At 56.4% G+C, this 15,633-nt stretch carries 14 protein-coding genes and 1 riboswitch; of the genes, 8 read left to right on the top strand and 6 right to left on the bottom strand.

Going from position 1 to position 15,633, the window contains the following annotated elements:
- Nucleotides 1-520 (bottom strand): hypothetical protein (locus tag ACFQDM_RS03235; protein ID WP_377375373.1); only part of this gene is annotated, 520 nt, incomplete at its 3' end.
- Nucleotides 521-669: 149 nt separating this feature from the next.
- The gene (locus ACFQDM_RS03230) at nucleotides 670-1,179 is read right to left on the bottom strand and encodes an REP-associated tyrosine transposase (protein WP_377375370.1); all 510 of its coding nucleotides are present in this window, start codon (nucleotides 1,177-1,179) and stop codon (nucleotides 670-672) included.
- A 403-nt stretch (nucleotides 1,180-1,582) separates the two neighbouring features.
- On the opposite strand from ACFQDM_RS03230, the gene ACFQDM_RS03225 reads away from it, so the two are divergent.
- Together ACFQDM_RS03225 and ACFQDM_RS03220 are read left to right on the top strand one after the other, a co-directional pair.
- Nucleotides 1,583-1,822, top strand: coding sequence for a helix-turn-helix domain-containing protein (locus ACFQDM_RS03225; protein WP_377375367.1), 240 nt, complete (start codon nucleotides 1,583-1,585; stop codon nucleotides 1,820-1,822).
- A complete protein-coding gene (locus ACFQDM_RS03220) occupies nucleotides 1,815-2,447 on the top strand; it encodes a hypothetical protein (protein ID WP_377375364.1) in 633 nt (210 codons plus the stop codon). Before ACFQDM_RS03225 ends, ACFQDM_RS03220 begins: the two co-directional genes overlap by 8 nt.
- A gap of 25 nt (nucleotides 2,448-2,472) precedes the next feature.
- On the opposite strand, the gene ACFQDM_RS03215 is transcribed toward ACFQDM_RS03220, so the two are convergent.
- Nucleotides 2,473-3,942, bottom strand: a complete 1,470-nt coding sequence (locus ACFQDM_RS03215) for an N-6 DNA methylase (RefSeq protein ID WP_377375361.1) — start codon at nucleotides 3,940-3,942, stop codon at nucleotides 2,473-2,475.
- Between the two features lie 121 nt (nucleotides 3,943-4,063).
- On the bottom strand, nucleotides 4,064-6,070 hold the full coding sequence (gene thiC, locus ACFQDM_RS03210) for a phosphomethylpyrimidine synthase ThiC (protein ID WP_377375358.1): 2,007 nt from the start codon (nucleotides 6,068-6,070) through the stop codon (nucleotides 4,064-4,066).
- Between the two features lie 46 nt (nucleotides 6,071-6,116).
- A riboswitch (TPP riboswitch) is annotated at nucleotides 6,117-6,276 on the bottom strand.
- A gap of 125 nt (nucleotides 6,277-6,401) precedes the next feature.
- Between thiC and ACFQDM_RS03205 the strand changes: the two genes are divergently transcribed.
- The 3 genes from ACFQDM_RS03205 to ACFQDM_RS03195 all read left to right on the top strand — a co-directional run bounded on the left by ACFQDM_RS03205 (nucleotide 6,402) and on the right by ACFQDM_RS03195 (nucleotide 9,329).
- Entirely contained in the window at nucleotides 6,402-8,396 is a 1,995-nt protein-coding gene (locus tag ACFQDM_RS03205; RefSeq protein ID WP_377375357.1) for a VWA domain-containing protein, read from the top strand.
- Between the two features lie 136 nt (nucleotides 8,397-8,532).
- Nucleotides 8,533-8,871, top strand: coding sequence for an ArsR/SmtB family transcription factor (locus tag ACFQDM_RS03200; RefSeq protein ID WP_377375354.1), 339 nt, complete (start codon nucleotides 8,533-8,535; stop codon nucleotides 8,869-8,871).
- Nucleotides 8,872-8,873: 2 nt separating this feature from the next.
- Nucleotides 8,874-9,329 (top strand): SRPBCC domain-containing protein, encoded by a 456-nt coding sequence (locus ACFQDM_RS03195; RefSeq protein WP_377375351.1) that lies wholly within the window; start codon nucleotides 8,874-8,876, stop codon nucleotides 9,327-9,329.
- Nucleotides 9,330-9,374: 45 nt separating this feature from the next.
- On the opposite strand, the gene ACFQDM_RS03190 is transcribed toward ACFQDM_RS03195, so the two are convergent.
- Together ACFQDM_RS03190 and ACFQDM_RS03185 are read right to left on the bottom strand one after the other, a co-directional pair.
- A complete protein-coding gene (locus ACFQDM_RS03190) occupies nucleotides 9,375-9,956 on the bottom strand; it encodes a hypothetical protein (protein WP_377375348.1) in 582 nt (193 codons plus the stop codon).
- A gap of 83 nt (nucleotides 9,957-10,039) precedes the next feature.
- Nucleotides 10,040-11,194 carry a hypothetical protein gene (locus tag ACFQDM_RS03185; RefSeq protein ID WP_377375346.1) on the bottom strand — a complete coding sequence of 385 codons (1,155 nt, stop codon included), beginning with the start codon at nucleotides 11,192-11,194 and terminating at the stop codon, nucleotides 10,040-10,042.
- A gap of 131 nt (nucleotides 11,195-11,325) precedes the next feature.
- On the opposite strand from ACFQDM_RS03185, the gene ACFQDM_RS03180 reads away from it, so the two are divergent.
- The 3 genes from ACFQDM_RS03180 to ACFQDM_RS03170 all read left to right on the top strand — a co-directional run bounded on the left by ACFQDM_RS03180 (nucleotide 11,326) and on the right by ACFQDM_RS03170 (nucleotide 15,408).
- Nucleotides 11,326-12,303 (top strand): acyl-CoA thioester hydrolase/BAAT C-terminal domain-containing protein, encoded by a 978-nt coding sequence (locus ACFQDM_RS03180; protein ID WP_377375343.1) that lies wholly within the window; start codon nucleotides 11,326-11,328, stop codon nucleotides 12,301-12,303.
- A 66-nt stretch (nucleotides 12,304-12,369) separates the two neighbouring features.
- Nucleotides 12,370-13,182 carry an arylamine N-acetyltransferase family protein gene (locus ACFQDM_RS03175; RefSeq protein ID WP_377375340.1) on the top strand — a complete coding sequence of 271 codons (813 nt, stop codon included), beginning with the start codon at nucleotides 12,370-12,372 and terminating at the stop codon, nucleotides 13,180-13,182.
- A 204-nt stretch (nucleotides 13,183-13,386) separates the two neighbouring features.
- Nucleotides 13,387-15,408, top strand: a complete 2,022-nt coding sequence (locus ACFQDM_RS03170) for a HAMP domain-containing methyl-accepting chemotaxis protein (protein WP_377375337.1) — start codon at nucleotides 13,387-13,389, stop codon at nucleotides 15,406-15,408.
- The last annotated feature ends 225 nt before the right edge of the window (nucleotides 15,409-15,633 follow it).

The following is a 15,633-nucleotide window of genomic DNA, read 5'->3' as shown; positions in this document are numbered from 1 at the left end:
CCTGGCCCACCAACCCCCATCCCGGTGGGCCAGGGCCCACCCTACACGTTTGAACAGCTGAGCCGCGTTTGATCTCGGTGTGAAGACGGGCGCCGCGCGATTGCGAAAATGTCAGCCCAAGGGCGCAGACCATCATGCAGGCAAGCTGGTGGGCCAGCACCTCTGCCCGCTCAAACATCAAGAGGCTTGCCTCCAGCCGCCGGGTCAGCTCCGCCGGTGAGACGGGGTCCATACGGGTGGGCGATGTGGCCCCTGCCCCATCGGCACAGGCCCCGCGCAGCGCCTTCGCCGCGCCCGGAAATCCGGCCGCCTGAAGCTCTGTTGCCGCAAGACCTCGAATGAAGGCATGCACCATCGCCTCGCCAGCGCGCACCATGGAGGCAGCCTCCGCAGGCGCAATGGCCGCTTGCGATGCCTCCAGGCGCAGGAGCGCCGCCCATAACCGCGCCAGAAACAGCCCAATCATCTGGGCCGCACCGGATGCGGAGGAAGACGTGAAAGAGGCAAGCGCGGGTTTCATGCCAGCGAGTGTAAGGCCGCGTGCGGTGGGGTGGGATTAGTTTGTTTTTGGAGCATGTAGGGCGGCGTTGGGGCCGAAGGCCGATACCCGCATGTGTTAGAATGTTTACGGGGGGATTTTCGCGAATGAATTCGCGATGCATCGCCGCCCTACGGTTCGGTGAGCAAAACGGGCATCTCGGGTTTCCATTCACGGTTCCAGCCGGATTTGTACAGATGCCAGGATGAATGCGGCCACTCATCGGGTGATGCAGCGAGACCATGTTTCACCGGGTTCCAGTGAATGTAATCCATGTGGGCAGTGAGGTCGTGTTCGTCGCGGATGGCATGTTCCCAATAGCGGGTTTGCCAGACACGGCGTACGCCTTTGCGACCGTCGGATTTGAGGTGTGGTGGCAGACGCCGCGTGAAGCCCGATTTCAAAAGCCGAAGCCGGTTTACAAAGTCAATATCATCCTCCGGCAAGGCCCAGAGCATATGCACATGATCGGGCAGAATGCAGATGGCGATGGTTTCGACCGGGTGATGGGTCGTCACGTCGCGATAAGATGCGCGGAAATAGTCGATATACCGCACCAGCGTATCCGCCCGCCGGTCATAGAGGCACAGCGTAAAGGCGTATGTTCCGCCCGGCACAAAGAGACGACGATAGTTCGGCATGTATCGAACATATCATGAACATTTGTGGTTGTGTAGGGGCACCCGTAGGGCGGTGTTGAACCCCGGATTTAATCCGGGGGATACCCGCCGTGAGGCCCGTGTTGGTAGGGCGGCGATGAAGGCGAAGCCGCAATCCCGCCCTACGCGTCACTCAGCCCGCCCTACAGCGAAACGGAGTTTCGCGAGCTGTTGGAGCCGCAGGAGATATCCCATGAGCCGCGCCAGAAACAGCCAGATTGCCCGATTTGGGCCGGGCAGGGTGTGAGGCATGTCAAAGGCAGGCGCGTGGATCATCCGCCAAGTTTATGCTCGCGGGTGAGAAGGGGGGATAAGATTTTGGTACGAAGAAAATGGTACTTAAAGTCCGTGGACTTTTAGTCCGCACACCAAGAAGTTCGCAAGTGTGAACGATAATGACGAAATCAACACTCTTCGAAGGTTCGGGGCTCAAGTTCGATCCATACGGTTGCTCCGTGGAATATCGCAAGAGGAGTTGGCTCATCGATGTATGCTCGATCGCAGTTACGTAGGGGGCGTCGAACGCGGCGAACGCAACCTTGGGCTTCTCAATATATTGGCCATTTGCACTGCCCTTGAAATCAAACCGTCGGAATTGTTTGAGGGGTGGCGTGACGTTGAGTGAGATTGAGAAAACTGAGCAATATGTCGCTGTATTGCGTGATAAGATTACTTTACTGTTGAAGGGCATCGGTTCTATTGCAATAGGCGATGGAAGCCATTTTCCTTACGGCTGGAGAAAAGCTGCCAAGGGCAGAACCGTCTGGCGGTTGGTAGAGGAAATCATTTCGCAGAACTTGGAAAAAAACGCTGAAACTCTTGGCCTTCTGGATTTTTCACCAGCGCCATCTGAGGTTGGCGTCTACGATTTTAGCTTTCGATTCCAGAGTTCACCTACAATTTACGTTAATATCAAATCAGCGGTTACGGGTGGCAGAACAAACAAGGACGATATTTCTAAGGCTGTAGCTTTAGAAAAATTTTTCGCAGAAAATGAAGGTTGCCAGCTCTATGTGTTGACTGTCCAGATCGGGTTCAGTGATGCGCCGCTTCAAATTTCTCTGGATAACTGTTTTGTGATGCCGGTGGCATGGCTTCCAGATGTTTACGTTAATCCCAGTAACAATGGAAACCTTCAGTCTTCCAAGTACAAAAACATTGATCTGGCAACTAGGCGTGAAGCCTCCGAATTTCTTGCCGTTTTGCGGGACGAAATGCGCGTTGCCCAGCAGAAGAAAAAAAGCAAGTAGCTCGATTAGGTAAGCCGAACAATATCTAGGTAAGCCGAACAATATCGGAACAGAACTTGTCTATTTTTGCCACTGTCTCGGGCGTGAGGCCGATCTCTGAATTTAAAACTTCGTCGATCTCAGTTACGAATTTTTTAGATTGCTTTGGTGAACATCGTTGACTGTAGGCTTCACGCGCAATTGCGCTCATATAGTTCAATGATTTTTTGCTCAATTGCGGATAGGGAATCCGCGAGACATAGCCTGCAGTAATCATATTTGATCTGATGAGCACCGAGCGTACCATAAAATTTGCTAAACTGCTGTTCAGGTAAGCCAGCATTTCCCACTGCGCTTCTCCTGAAACGATAATATTCGCATTCACCCCAAAAGTAGAATTTTCGGGTAGAAGAGCGGCACCAAACTGCACTCCCATTGATGAACATGAAATCCCCCCTTTAAAAAGGAGGTTCTTGTTCCTCACCATAAAATTGGGTACTCTTTCAGAAATTTCTAAAAAATCAGAAGTAAGATAACCGCCTGGCGGAGCGTAAAAGCGTTTTGAGCCGGGGTTCTTGTAGAACGGAAAACTGAATTTATCAGAACGTGAATGGCTGATATATTCTTTGTCCTTGCCGGTCGAAATTCCGGTAACACAGGGAGCGACTTGACCTAAGCGCCTCTCGTCAAAAAGGCTCAAGACTTCATCTGGAACATCTACTTGAATTTCAAATCTGTCGTCATTTCCGCTCAAGAATAACAAATCTCGATTGACTGTCAGGGCAGGAGCATTTTGCAACGCTCTACGGAATGAAAATGTGTCTGGTGGTCGCGAAGATACCTTGGCTGCCACATCGTCGGACACACCCTTTTCTAAGATGATGATGCATGTTCTTACGTCAGCACCTTGGGATCGAAATAAATCTGTTGGGCAAAGCCTAAGTTCATGTATCGTGCATTCAGAGAAAATCTGCTTTCGTAAAGGTTCATAGCCGCGCGCGGTGAGAAAAGAATCTAGCGTAATTGCTCCAATTACGCTTCCAGGACGCGCAACTCGTATCATTGCAGCTAAAAACAGCGCATACATATTAAGCACCGCATGCTTGCCATATGCGTCAGCTAGCGCGGATTTATTCGCTCTTATGTATTCTGTTTCGTGGCAGTTGTATGGTGGATTGGCTACAAAAATGTCTGGAGAAAGTTCACTGGGATGTGACGAACCGAACGATTTTTGACCAAGCGCCAATTGAATAAAATCTGCTTGGATAAATTCATCGACGCCAATCGGCTCCATGTTGAGAACATCAACACCTTTGGTACTAAGTCCAGCTTTCTTTAGGTGCTGAGTGAATTCTCCTTTTCCCACACAAGGGTCGAGCGCAGACATTGAGCTTGGTTTAATGTCCAAACATCGGCGAACAATATATTCAACCACAAAATCGGGTGTTGAGTAGTATCCCGTTTTGCGTCGGTCTATCCCATCGTCGGACAGATTGACTTTTTGGTGACGTCCCATAGCGAACTCCTTGGGGGCCATTGATAGGGGAGCGGGTTCTGATCAGCAAAGTCTAACTGTGGTTCCAGTCCAAATTCCTGTGGACACTAGTTGTACTTGCCAAGCTCCTATCGAAATATCTTCAATCAATAGCTTCTCGCTTCGTCCCATCCTCCGAGAGATAAAGTTCAGAACCAAGTTCTTCGTACTTCTTGCTCATCTCCGCCATCCCCTTCTCAGCCTCCAAATTCAGCGCCTTTTTCTCATTGTCCGTCATGTTCGCGGCGTAGTCGCGGACCTCGGCCGTGATCTTCATGGAGCAGAATTTCGGGCCGCACATGGAGCAGAAATGCGCCACCTTGTGCGCCTCTTTCGGGAGGGTCTGGTCGTGGAAATCGCGGGCGGTTTCCGGGTCCAGCGCGAGGTTGAACTGGTCTTCCCAGCGGAATTCGAACCGGGCGCGTGAGAGCGCATCATCGCGCATTTGCGCCGCCGGATGGCCCTTGGCGAGGTCGGCTGCATGCGCCGCGAGGCGATAGGTGATGACGCCGACCTTCACATCGTCGCGGTCTGGCAGGCCGAGATGTTCTTTCGGCGTGACATAGCAGAGCATGGCCGTGCCATACCAGCCAATCATGGCCGCGCCGATGCCCGACGTGATGTGGTCATAGCCCGGCGCGATGTCTGTGGTCAGAGGGCCGAGCGTATAGAAAGGCGCCTCGCCGCATTCGCGGAGCTGCTTTTCCATATTCACCTTGATCTTGTGCATGGGCACGTGGCCGGGGCCTTCGATCATCACCTGACAGCCATGGGCGTGGGCGACTTTGGTGAGTTCGCCAAGCGTTTCCAGCTCTGCAAACTGGGCGCGGTCATTCGCATCGGCAATACTGCCGGGGCGGAGGCCATCGCCGAGAGAGAAGGACACGTCATAAGCGCGCATGATCTCGCAGATCTCTTCGAAATGGGTGTAGAGGAAGCTCTCCTTATGGTGAGCGAGCATCCATTTCGCCATGATGGAGCCGCCGCGCGAGACGATGCCCGTGACGCGGTTGGCGGTGAGGTGGATGTAAGCCAGGCGCACACCGGCATGGATGGTGAAATAGTCGACGCCCTGCTCGCACTGCTCGATCAGCGTGTCTCGATAGACCTCCCAGGTGAGGTTTTCGGCAATGCCGTCGACCTTTTCCAGCGCCTGATAGATCGGCACGGTGCCGATGGGGACCGGCGAGTTGCGGATGATCCATTCGCGGGTGTTGTGAATGTTACGGCCGGTGGAAAGGTCCATCACATTGTCAGCGCCCCAGCGGGTCGCCCAGACCATTTTCTCGACCTCTTCCTCGACGGACGAGGCGACGGCGGAATTGCCGATATTGGCGTTGATCTTCACAAGGAAGTTGCGGCCAATGATCTGCGGCTCCAGCTCCGGGTGGTTGATATTAGCCGGGATGATGGCGCGGCCCTTGGCGATCTCGTCGCGGACGAATTCCGGGGTGATGAATTCAGGGATGTCCGCGCCCCAGCTTTCGCCCTCAGCGACTTTCTCGGCGGCATTGGCAAGGGCTTCCTTGCGGCCAAGGTTTTCCCGCTCGGCGACATAGATCATCTCTTTGGTGATGATGCCCAGTTTTGCATATTCATACTGTGTCACGGGGGCGCGGTTTTGTTTGGTTTGCTCGGTGATGTTTCCTCGCGCTTCGCTGCTCGGATCACCTGCGCCTGCGCGGTCGCTTGTGGATTCCCCTAAACTTCCATTGGTGAAAGTCGGGTCAAAGTCCGCAGCGCGAAGGGGCTTGTTCTGCGTCGGGAATTCACGGGCGAGGTATTTGCCCGTCGCGCCGCCATTATCCTCTGGCTTCACTTCGCGGCCTTCATATTCCACGACGCCGCCGCGCTCTAACACCCACGCTGTGCGAATGCGGGCAAGGCCCTTCTCAACGTCGATCTCGACATCGGGGTCAGAATACGGGCCGGAGGTGTCATAGACCGGCACCGGCGGCTCATTGGCAGAGGGGTGCAGATTAATCTCGCGGCGCGGCACACGCAGCGAAACATCGGCCGTCGGGTGCGTATAGACCTTGCGGCTGGCGGGCAGCGCGCCGGTGGTGACTTTCGGGGTCTCGAATTCGGACTGGGAAGTAGGTTTGTTCATGTCAGGTCGCCTTTAAAATCAGGAGACCCGGGTGTGCGCGGTTGAGCGGTCTGCAATGGTCCGTCCCTACGCCGGTTGTCCCGGATCAGGTTCAAAGGGTGCTTGGTTACGCTGGCTGTTATTCCGGGCGGCGAACCGGTTCCCACTTCGCCTGAACAACAGCACATCCAATCTCAGCCGGTGCACCGGCGCCCCTCGGATAGCGCTACGCTAGATGACTTGGCCCGCTTTGGAAAGGGATGATCGTATCCCATCACCCATGTCCTGAAGTGGCTCGGCTTCGCGTGATCCGGTTCAGACAGGCAAATCGCCGGGAACAGGAAACACGTGCATGAAACACTCAAATTGGCTGTGTGCGGGCATATCTGCCCTCTCACTTATCGGGTCAGCCGCCGCACAGGAGGCGTCGCCAGATGATCCGATCATGTTCGTCGTGGATGGCTCGAACTCCATGTGGGGCCAGATGGATGGCATCGCCAAGATCGAGCTGACAAAGTCTGCCTTCGCCGACATGCTGCCAAAACTGGATGCCAGCCGTCCGGCCGGGCTCGTCATGTATGGACACCGCCAGACCGGCAGCTGTGAGGATATCGAGCTGGTGTCCGCCCCTGCGACCAAGAACCGAAGCCAGCTGACCGCATCTGTCAATGGCCTCTCGCCGCGCGGAAAAACGCCAATCACAGCAGCCCTGAAGACGGCGGCTGACGCTCTGCCCGATGGCGGAAACGGCACGATTGTGCTGTTGAGCGACGGCATTGAGACCTGCAAGGCTGACCCTTGCGCCATGGCGCAGGCGCTGAAGGAAAAGAACATCGAGTTCACGGTTCATGTCATTGGCGTGGATTTGCGCAAACCGGCGGACAAGGCCGCCCTCGCCTGTATCGCAGACCGCACAGGCGGGACCTTCACCGATATCGAAACGGCCGACAGCCTGTCAGACGCGCTGAAGGACACGACCTCTGCCGAGGGCAAGACAGATCTCATCCAGCCGCTACGCTATGAGCTGCGCGCGATTGACGGCATGGAAGGCCCGGTGATTGCAGATGCCCGGTTTGAAATTCTGAGCGCAGCAGACAAACAGGTCATCGCCTCGCAGATCGAGGATGGATATGACTTCCTGCCCGGCGACTATGAGATTATTGCCCGCTCTGGCGAACGTAGTGGAACGCTGGAGACCCGCATTCTGAAAGACGACGAAACCCGCACCATCACCATTGTGATTGACGCGGCGCTGCCGGAAGCGAGCCTCAGCTTTACGCCTTCTGTCCCGGCAGCCTCTGTGCTGTCCATTGCCTGGGAAGGCCCGAATGGCGAGGGCGATTATATCGAGCTACTGGATGCAGAAGGTCAGCGTCTGGAAGAGAGCTATTTTGTCTACACAGCCGATGGCGCGCCATCCCTGCTGCGCGTTCCAGGAGATGCGGGCGCGTATTCGCTCCGTTATGTCTATGCGAGCCTCAACGCGCCTCTGGTGACTGAGCCGCTGACTGTTACGCCTGCGCTTGCGAGCCTGACGCTTTCCGCAGACGCCGAAGTTGGCGCCTTTGTTGATATCAGCTGGGAAGGTCCGGCTGGCGAAGGCGACATGATCGGCATCTTTCCGGCAGGCACGCCCGTCAGCGAACGCAACCCGCTGAACTATGAGCGTGTCGCAAAGGGCAATCCGGTGCGCGTGCAAATGCCCGGCACGGAAGGCGATTATGAAACGCGGTATCTGACCGGCAATGACATGACGGTGCTTGCCGCGGCGCCTATCCGGCTCATACCCGCGCAGGGCGCCATCAACGCGCCGGAAAGCGCCGCACTCGGCGAAGCGATCACCATCGACCTGACGGGCAGGTTCAATCCGGATCAGGACTATGTGACGATTGTGCCTGTCGGCGCGGGCGCCTCGGCCTATCAGGAATATGCCTATACAGACGGCAGCGCGCCGGTCATCCTGCGCACACCCATCGAGACCGGCGATTTCGAAATCCGCATCGTTCGCGAAGCGGGTGACCAAAATCAGGTCCTCTTCAGCAAGCCCATCGCCATCACGCCATCTGTGGCCACGCTGTCTGCGCCGGCCACCATTGCGGCAGGCGGGACGCTGAATGTCGTCGCAAATGGACCGGTTTCGCGCGAGGGCGATGATGACGTCTATATTGCCATCACCGGCCCGGATGAAGGCGCAGGTTCGTATTCGGGCGGGTATGAATATGTCATCACAGCTGGCGAGACGATTGCGATCACCGTGCCGGATGAACCGGGCAGCTATGAACTGCGCTATATCGCCAATGGCTATCAACCGACCATTCTGGCGCGCCAGCCGCTGACCATTCAGTAGCCGCACAACGCATAAGACATGAAGAAAGGGCCGGTGTGATCATCGGCCTTTTCGCGTTTTTAGCCATGCGCAAAATAATACTTACCCAATTGACTTACTTTCTTGACAGGCGCAGCCCCGCATGACAGTAAGCCATATGGCTAACTTAAATGCGGGGTCGGCGCATCCGATCGATCTGGGATTTCATGCGCTTGCCGACGCGACCCGTCGGGCGGTGATTCAAAAGCTCCATCATGGGGAAGCAGCGGCAACTGAGTTGGCTGAACCCTTCGACATGGCGCTGCCTACCTTCCTCAAGCATCTCAAGGTGCTGGAGGCTGGCGGACTGATCACCACACGCAAGGAAGGCCGCCGACGCATCTGTCGGCTGGAACGTGAACAACTGGCCCGGCTATCGGGCTGGATCAATGCGTATGAAGCAGACTGGCGCGGTCGACTGGACCGAATGGACGCCATGTTCGAGGAAGGGGAATGATCATGACAGCAGAGATGTACCATCGCACGACCGTGCTGGAAAAAACGTTCAAGGTGAGCGTGGAGACCGTATTTGCGGCCTGGGCCGAGCTCGACAAACGGGCCAGATGGAATGCGCCCTCTGACGAGGTGCAGATCCGATATACCGAGGATAATTTTTCGGTCGGCGGCAAGGATGTATCGCTCTGCCTGGTCGGTGATCACATCGTGGCGGAAGTCATCGGCCTTTATCATGACATCGTCCCCAATCGGCGGATCGTCTATACCGAGATCATCAAGTCCGACGAGATGGTTCAGGGCGTCAGCCAGGTTTCCGTGCATTTCGCACCGTCCGGCGCGGGCACAGAAATGACCGTCACGCTGCAGACCTGCGCACTTTCCGGCGCAGAGGTGCTCGAAGAGGTCGCCGAAGGCTGGAGCGCGGCAATGGCGAAAATGGCGGAGATGTTTGCGGCGTAAGACAAGCAGGTGTGAGCAGCCTCGGATCACGCATCCCTGCTCACATCATGTTTTCCGCTTGTGGAGCAAATGCTGTCGGATCAGTCCCATAACGTGTTGGTGATCCGGCACATCTTCCATTATTCTCGAGAAAAATCCAGATCCAAAGCCGAGATCACGAAATGCCAGCTTCAGGTAACTGACGGACACGCCTCCAGCAAACAAATGGATATTGCCCGTTTCAGAATTCGACGGAGAGGACGTGGTAACGACTTCGATTGAGTCAGCTGGTACCGAGAACGTAATGCTTACCGGAAACGTATTCAGAAAGATTATGCGTCGATTGGTCAATGCATACGCAAATCGGTTTTTTCTGTATTCCACCCAAATTCCGGACAGGAGCATCAGGCCGCCTACCACGAGGAGCCAGACCTGAGCGACAACCGTGTCACCCGGCCACTCAAAGACAACAAAAGGAAGCACCACGAACCAAAGGAAGCACCCAATGAGGATTGCACCTATGCCGCGATGAATGCGTGTGCGCCGCCCTTCGCAAGTCCAGATGACCTGCTCGCCGGGCCACAGCATTTTTTGGACCTGAGCGTCCAGTTTCGGGTTTTCAAACCAGCTTTCGGCATTCACGCTCATATGCTTTCCTGAACGACAGTTCTACGCCAGTCGCGGCATCACTGGTTCACACCTTTATGGCACAACGCGCATGCCCGCCACACCTAGCGACTGCAGTTCAGATAGCCATTATTGTTCCATAACCGCTTTGATGCGCAATCATAGGCATCTGAAAGCACTGACTTGTAAGGGCGGTCATCAGAACTCGCATGCTCAACGAGTGTCGGGTAGCGATAATACGTGACCGTCTTGCCTTTCTCATTGAAGAGGGTCTGCTGTTCGAAACCCCTCGGCAATCTGTGAGATGGCCCATCGCAATATGAGACAAAGCGGTATTCGAACGAACTGGAACCCGCCTCAATCCGCAAAGGATCACAGGATTGCGTGAAGCTGCCCGAATAGGCGCTGGACTCGCAGACGAGGTAAAAGCCATCGACCTTTGCTGTGCCCGGCAGACAATTGCGAAGATCCAGCAATAACCTTTTGTCATCCGGATAAGCGTCAGAAGACAGCGCGGTTTCCATACCGGCCACACCCTTAACGGTAAACAGGGGCTGGCGCAGATCGCAGCGCAAAGTGGACGCCTCAACGTTCACGATCCAGCACGTCTCATACAGGCCGGGATTTGCCCGTTTCACCTTTGCCGTCGCGTCCTGCTCGGCGCGCGACAAAGTCGGCGGCGCACCCTCGCCGCCAGACACGACCGATATATCAAAATCACCCAGCCCGAAGCTGTCCGGATCGACATAGCCAGCGCCATCAAGATCGCGAACAGCGCGCATCCAGGCATTCACCGTCTTGCCGGCCTGAAGCGCATAGCCGAATGACCATTTGCGCAGCTTTGACTTATCAGTTTGCGGCAGGTCCTCAGATTCCCGCGTTCCACTCCAGCCCTGTCCGGAGCCGTTCGGAACCTCTTTTCCCCATGTCCAGGGGCCATTGAAACGCTTGAAATCCGCCGTGAGATTCCACTCAAATGTCCCGAAATTGCGCGCTCGATCTGTGTCGATACGACCGGTCGTCTGATCGGCATAAACGAACACACCGCGCAAAGTCTGGCCATTGGACTTGCCGACGATGAAGCCACGCTCGCCATATGTGCCATAGACGATGTTTTCCCGGCCCGTGCCTTCATAATCTTCGTAGAGATGGACATCCCCAAAGCCGGTTTTCCAATACCCTTCAAAGCCCTGTGCAAGCGTTGCCGGTGAAAGCCCGAGCAGGCCCAGCAAGATGATGAATGCGTAACAGGTTCTCATGTCCCCTCCCCCAGTTTGCATGCGAGCAGTAGAGCCAAGCGGGCTGAACGCGTCAAGAAAGCGGACATTGCCTTGTCTTGCGGCTCTGTGCAGATTGCGCCTTTGCTGTGCCTGAACGGAGCCATCGCCTCATGACATTTTCTGCCAAATCCGCCGCGCGTTTCTTGCTACCTTGCCTGCTTGCTTTAGCGGCCTGCTCGACCGCTCCGGCAGAGCGGGCATCAGGAGAGCTGACGCTTAATGCGATGGGTGTTGCAGAACTGCGCGAGCCTGATCTGATCGCGAATTACTATCCGGCAGAGGGACGCGCGCATGGCCCGGCCATTCTGCTGCTCGGCGGTTCTGAGGGCGGGCTGAGCCCATTGGTGGCTGAGGACGCTTTTGCGCTGCGCGATGCCGGATATCACGTGCTTCAGCTGTCCTATTACCAATCGCCGGGACAGGCTGAAAATCTGGAAATGGTAGCGCTGGAAATCTTTGACCGTGGCCTTGAATGGCTGCGCGCGCGCCCGGAAGTCGACGCGAAAAAGCTCGGCCTGATGGGTACGTCGAAAGGCGCAGAAGCGGCCCTGATCACGGCGACACGTCACCCGGATGCGTTTGACGCGATTGTTGCCGTGGTGCCTTCCAGCGTTTCCTGGCAAGGCATCAACTGGGATTTTGACGGTCGCCCGCCGGAGGCGAGCTGGTCACTGGACGGAGACGCCTATCCCTATCTTCCCTATGGCGCGTGGGAGGCGGAACAGGGCCTCTACTCGCTTTATGAAAATGGGTTGGAGGGTCTGGACGCACATCCCGAGGCGCAAATCAGGATCGAACAGGTCGACGCGCAGATCCTGCTGATCTGCGGCGAAGCTGACACGCTCTGGCCGAGCTGCCCGATGTCTGAAGCTCTGGCGGAACGCTCAGCCAGGCTGAACGGCCCGGACATTGAAGTGCTGGCCTATCCGGATGCGGGACATGGCTCCGGCGGCGTACCGTCCGATGCGTTCGATCCATCGCAAGCTGATGAGGCGTCCGGCTATGGCGGCACGAAGGGCAGCAATCAGGCCGCGCGAGCGGATGGCTGGCCAAAGACGCTGACCTTCCTTGAAACCGCGCTGAAATAGAGACCGGCGCGGGGCTCAAGGCTGGCAAGCCTTGTCAGATCAACAGGGCGCGTCCATGGAACGGTCATGAATCTCGACGCCTATCTCAAACGCATTGGCTATGTCGCGCCCGTGCGCGCCGACCTCGACACGCTGAATGGGCTGATGGACGCCCATGTGCGCGCCGTGCCGTTTGAGAATCTCGACATTCATGCAGAGCGACCCATCCTGAACACAGCTGAGGCGGCCTATGAGCAGATCGTGACACGCGGCCAGGGCGGCTGGTGTTATGAAATGAATGCGCTGTTTGGCTGGGTGTTAAACGAGATCGGCTTTGAAGTGACCCGGCTTTCCGGCGGTGTGCGACGCGCCAAACTCGGCGATGATGCGCTTGGCAATCATCTTTGCCTGATGGTGACGCTGGACAGGGACTATCTGGTCGATGTCGGATTTGGCGGCTCACAGATCTCTGCGATCGCGCTGGAACACGCCGAAACCCTGCACCCGCCTCTGCGGATGGCACTGGTTCCGATCGAGGACGGCTATTGGCGCCTTCATGAAGGCGGCTGGGGCTCTGCCATGAGTTTCGACTTCAGGGCTGAACCCGCGGACGAGGCGCTGCTCGCCCGCCAGCATGACCTGCAGATTTCTGATCCGAACTCGATTTTTCGCAAAACGCTGACGGCCAAGATCAGACGGGGACGCGCCTATCACACGCTGCGGGGACGAATGCTGGAGACCAATCATCCGGGCCGGAAGGAAACCCGTGTCATCCAGTCTGTCGACGACATGCGCGATGTGCTGCGGGACCTGTTCGGACTGGTTGAACCGGATCTGGAAACGCTCTGGCCCATGATGACTGCCCGCCACAAACAGCTGTTTCCACACGCGCACAGATAAGCCGTGCCGGAGCGCCGGTCGCCTGCAACGATCTCCCCATGACCGCAGACGGTTTCGCAGATCGGATGGGCACCGAAAATTTCTGAACCTGTTAATGATGTAGATGTACTTTTTAACCGTAAAACAACTTTACCGCGATACGCCAAAGCTGGGGATGGAAATCAGTTTCACGGACACAGCGTGTCCATTGCAAGGGTTTTTCCCATGTCTCTTTCATGGTTCGCCAATCTGAAAATATCGACCAAGATCTATGCGGGTTTCGGATTGCTGGTGCTTCTGCTCATTGTGTCGGGTACGCTCGGCATCAGTTCACTGACGGGTTCGGGCAATAATCTGTCCACCTATCGCGACTATGCGCGCAATACGAATGCGGCATCGCGTGTTCAGGCCAACCTCCTGTCAGCCCGCCTTGGCGTGAAGGACTTCATCATTGAAGGTAATCAGGCCGCCATTGACCGATTCCGCGAGCGCGCCGCCGCAACGCAAAGGCTGATCGATGAAGCCATGACGCTTGATATGCCAGACGCGCAGATCGAACAGCTGAGCGACATCAATCTCGAGTTTGGCGACTATAAGAATGTGTTCGAAGAGATTGTCGTCCTGCAGGAGCAACGCAATCAACGCGTAAACACGCAGTTGAACGTTGCCGGCCCGGCCATGGAAACTGCGCTTTCCGAAATCATGATGAGCGCCTATCGCGACGAAGACACCATGGCCGCATATATGGCCGGTGTGGCGCAGCGCCATCTCCTTTCCGGACGTCTGCTCGGGCAGAAATATCTGCTGCAGAACGACCCTGCCGTGGCTGACGCGACGCTTGCCAGGTTTGCGGACATGAAGAGCGCGCTCTCCGAACTTCTGGAGAATCTTGAAAACCCAACACGCCGCGCCCTGGTCGCAGAAACAGAAGCCAATCTGGCAATCTACGAAGATGCGTTCACGAATGTGCGCAGCATTATCCAGAGCCGAAATGACCTGATCGATAATCAGCTTGATGTGATCGGACCCGATATTGCCAACCGCATTGAAGGCATGAAGCTCGCCTATAAGGATTTGCAGGATGCTCTCGGCCCGAAAGCCGAACGCGAATTGCGCTCTGCGATCTGGCTGACCATTGGCGGCGTCATTGCAGCTGTGCTCGTCGCCGCGATTGCTGGCTGGATCATCGGCCGGATGATCTCTCTGCCTGTCCGCGCAATCACCGAGGTCATGCAACGTCTGTCGAACAATGATCTGGACGTCGAAATCGAGGGTCGCAGCCGCAAGGATGAGATCGGCGAAATGGCCTCATCTGTTCAGGTGTTCAAGGAGAACGCGATTGCCGTCAAAGCGCTTGAGGCCGAACAGGCGCAGGCGAAGGAACGCGCTGAAGCCGACAAACGCGCCGCGATGCGCGCACTGGCGGACGAGTTCCAGAACAGTGTCGGATCCATTGTCGACTCGGTGACCGCTGCGGCGACGCAGATGCGGAGCAGCGCTGAAAACCTCTCTGCGATTGCGGAAGAAACCTCCAGCCAGGCAACGACGGTGTCGGCGGCGGCTGAACAGGCGAACGCCAACGGTCAGTCGATTGCCAGCACCGCTGAGGAATTGTCCGCTTCGATCAATGAGATCAGCCGCCAGATCAACACGACGTCCAACCAGACGATTGAAGCGTCAGGCGATGCGAGCCAGACCAGCGGTCAGATGGACACCTTGCGCGTCAGTGTCGAAAAGGTCAGTGAAGTCATCGGCCTGATCCAGGATATCGCAGAGCAGACCAACCTCCTCGCGCTCAATGCAACGATCGAGGCGGCACGCGCTGGCGAAGCGGGTAAAGGCTTTGCGGTTGTTGCCAGCGAAGTGAAAAATCTCGCCAATCAGACCGGTCGCGCGACGCAGGAGATTGCAAGTCAGATCGCTCAGATGCAGGGGGCCTCAAACGCCACCATCGAAGCCATGCTTCGCATCGCCGAGAAGATTGAAGGCATCAGCTCAACGGCGACCGCGGTATCAAGCGCCGCAGAAGAGCAAGGATCGGCCACACAGGAAATCGTCCGCAGCATTCGCGAGTCAGCTGCCAGCACGCAGCAGGTGAGCGACACCATTACCGGTGTGCGTCAGGCGGCCGAGGATACGGGCCGCATGTCGAGTGAGACGCTTGAGGCTTCCAAGGAGCTCAGCATTCAGGCTGAACGCCTGCGGGTCGAGATGGACAACTTCCTGGATCGCGTTCGCGCGGCCTGATCAGCGCCCAAAGGGTTCAACCAAAGCGGACCGGCCCTTCCGGTCCGCTTTTTTGTTGCTGAAATGCGACGCGGTGCCAGCATATTTCGCCAGAGCGTGGAAAGCCCTTGCCTTCCGGCGCAAACACATTAGGTGTCCGCTCAAACAAAATATAACCAATCTGGCGAACTCATCAGACGAGATGTGATTTTAACCAAGCGGAATGCGGCCATTACTGCGCCTGCA

The organism is Ponticaulis profundi, assembly GCF_042659465.1.
GTDB lineage: Bacteria > Pseudomonadota > Alphaproteobacteria > Caulobacterales > Hyphomonadaceae > Ponticaulis > Ponticaulis profundi.
Note: the sequence above shows the minus strand (reverse complement) of the source record. Positions and strands in the feature narration are given on the sequence as shown.

What these genes read in the sequence shown, in the direction of transcription:
- ACFQDM_RS03230 (WP_377375370.1), bottom strand. Translation starts at nt 1,179, where the DNA reads ATGCCGAACTATCGTCGTCTCTTTGTGCCGGGCGGAACATACGCCTTT.
- ACFQDM_RS03215 (WP_377375361.1), bottom strand. Translation starts at nt 3,942, where the DNA reads ATGGGACGTCACCAAAAAGTCAATCTGTCCGACGATGGGATAGACCGA.
- thiC (WP_377375358.1), bottom strand. Translation starts at nt 6,070, where the DNA reads ATGAACAAACCTACTTCCCAGTCCGAATTCGAGACCCCGAAAGTCACC.
- ACFQDM_RS03205 (WP_377375357.1), top strand. Translation starts at nt 6,402, where the DNA reads ATGAAACACTCAAATTGGCTGTGTGCGGGCATATCTGCCCTCTCACTT.
- ACFQDM_RS03200 (WP_377375354.1), top strand. Translation starts at nt 8,533, where the DNA reads ATGGCTAACTTAAATGCGGGGTCGGCGCATCCGATCGATCTGGGATTT.
- ACFQDM_RS03195 (WP_377375351.1), top strand. Translation starts at nt 8,874, where the DNA reads ATGACAGCAGAGATGTACCATCGCACGACCGTGCTGGAAAAAACGTTC.
- ACFQDM_RS03190 (WP_377375348.1), bottom strand. Translation starts at nt 9,956, where the DNA reads ATGAGCGTGAATGCCGAAAGCTGGTTTGAAAACCCGAAACTGGACGCT.
- ACFQDM_RS03185 (WP_377375346.1), bottom strand. Translation starts at nt 11,194, where the DNA reads ATGAGAACCTGTTACGCATTCATCATCTTGCTGGGCCTGCTCGGGCTT.
- ACFQDM_RS03180 (WP_377375343.1), top strand. Translation starts at nt 11,326, where the DNA reads ATGACATTTTCTGCCAAATCCGCCGCGCGTTTCTTGCTACCTTGCCTG.
- ACFQDM_RS03175 (WP_377375340.1), top strand. Translation starts at nt 12,370, where the DNA reads ATGAATCTCGACGCCTATCTCAAACGCATTGGCTATGTCGCGCCCGTG.
- ACFQDM_RS03170 (WP_377375337.1), top strand. Translation starts at nt 13,387, where the DNA reads ATGTCTCTTTCATGGTTCGCCAATCTGAAAATATCGACCAAGATCTAT.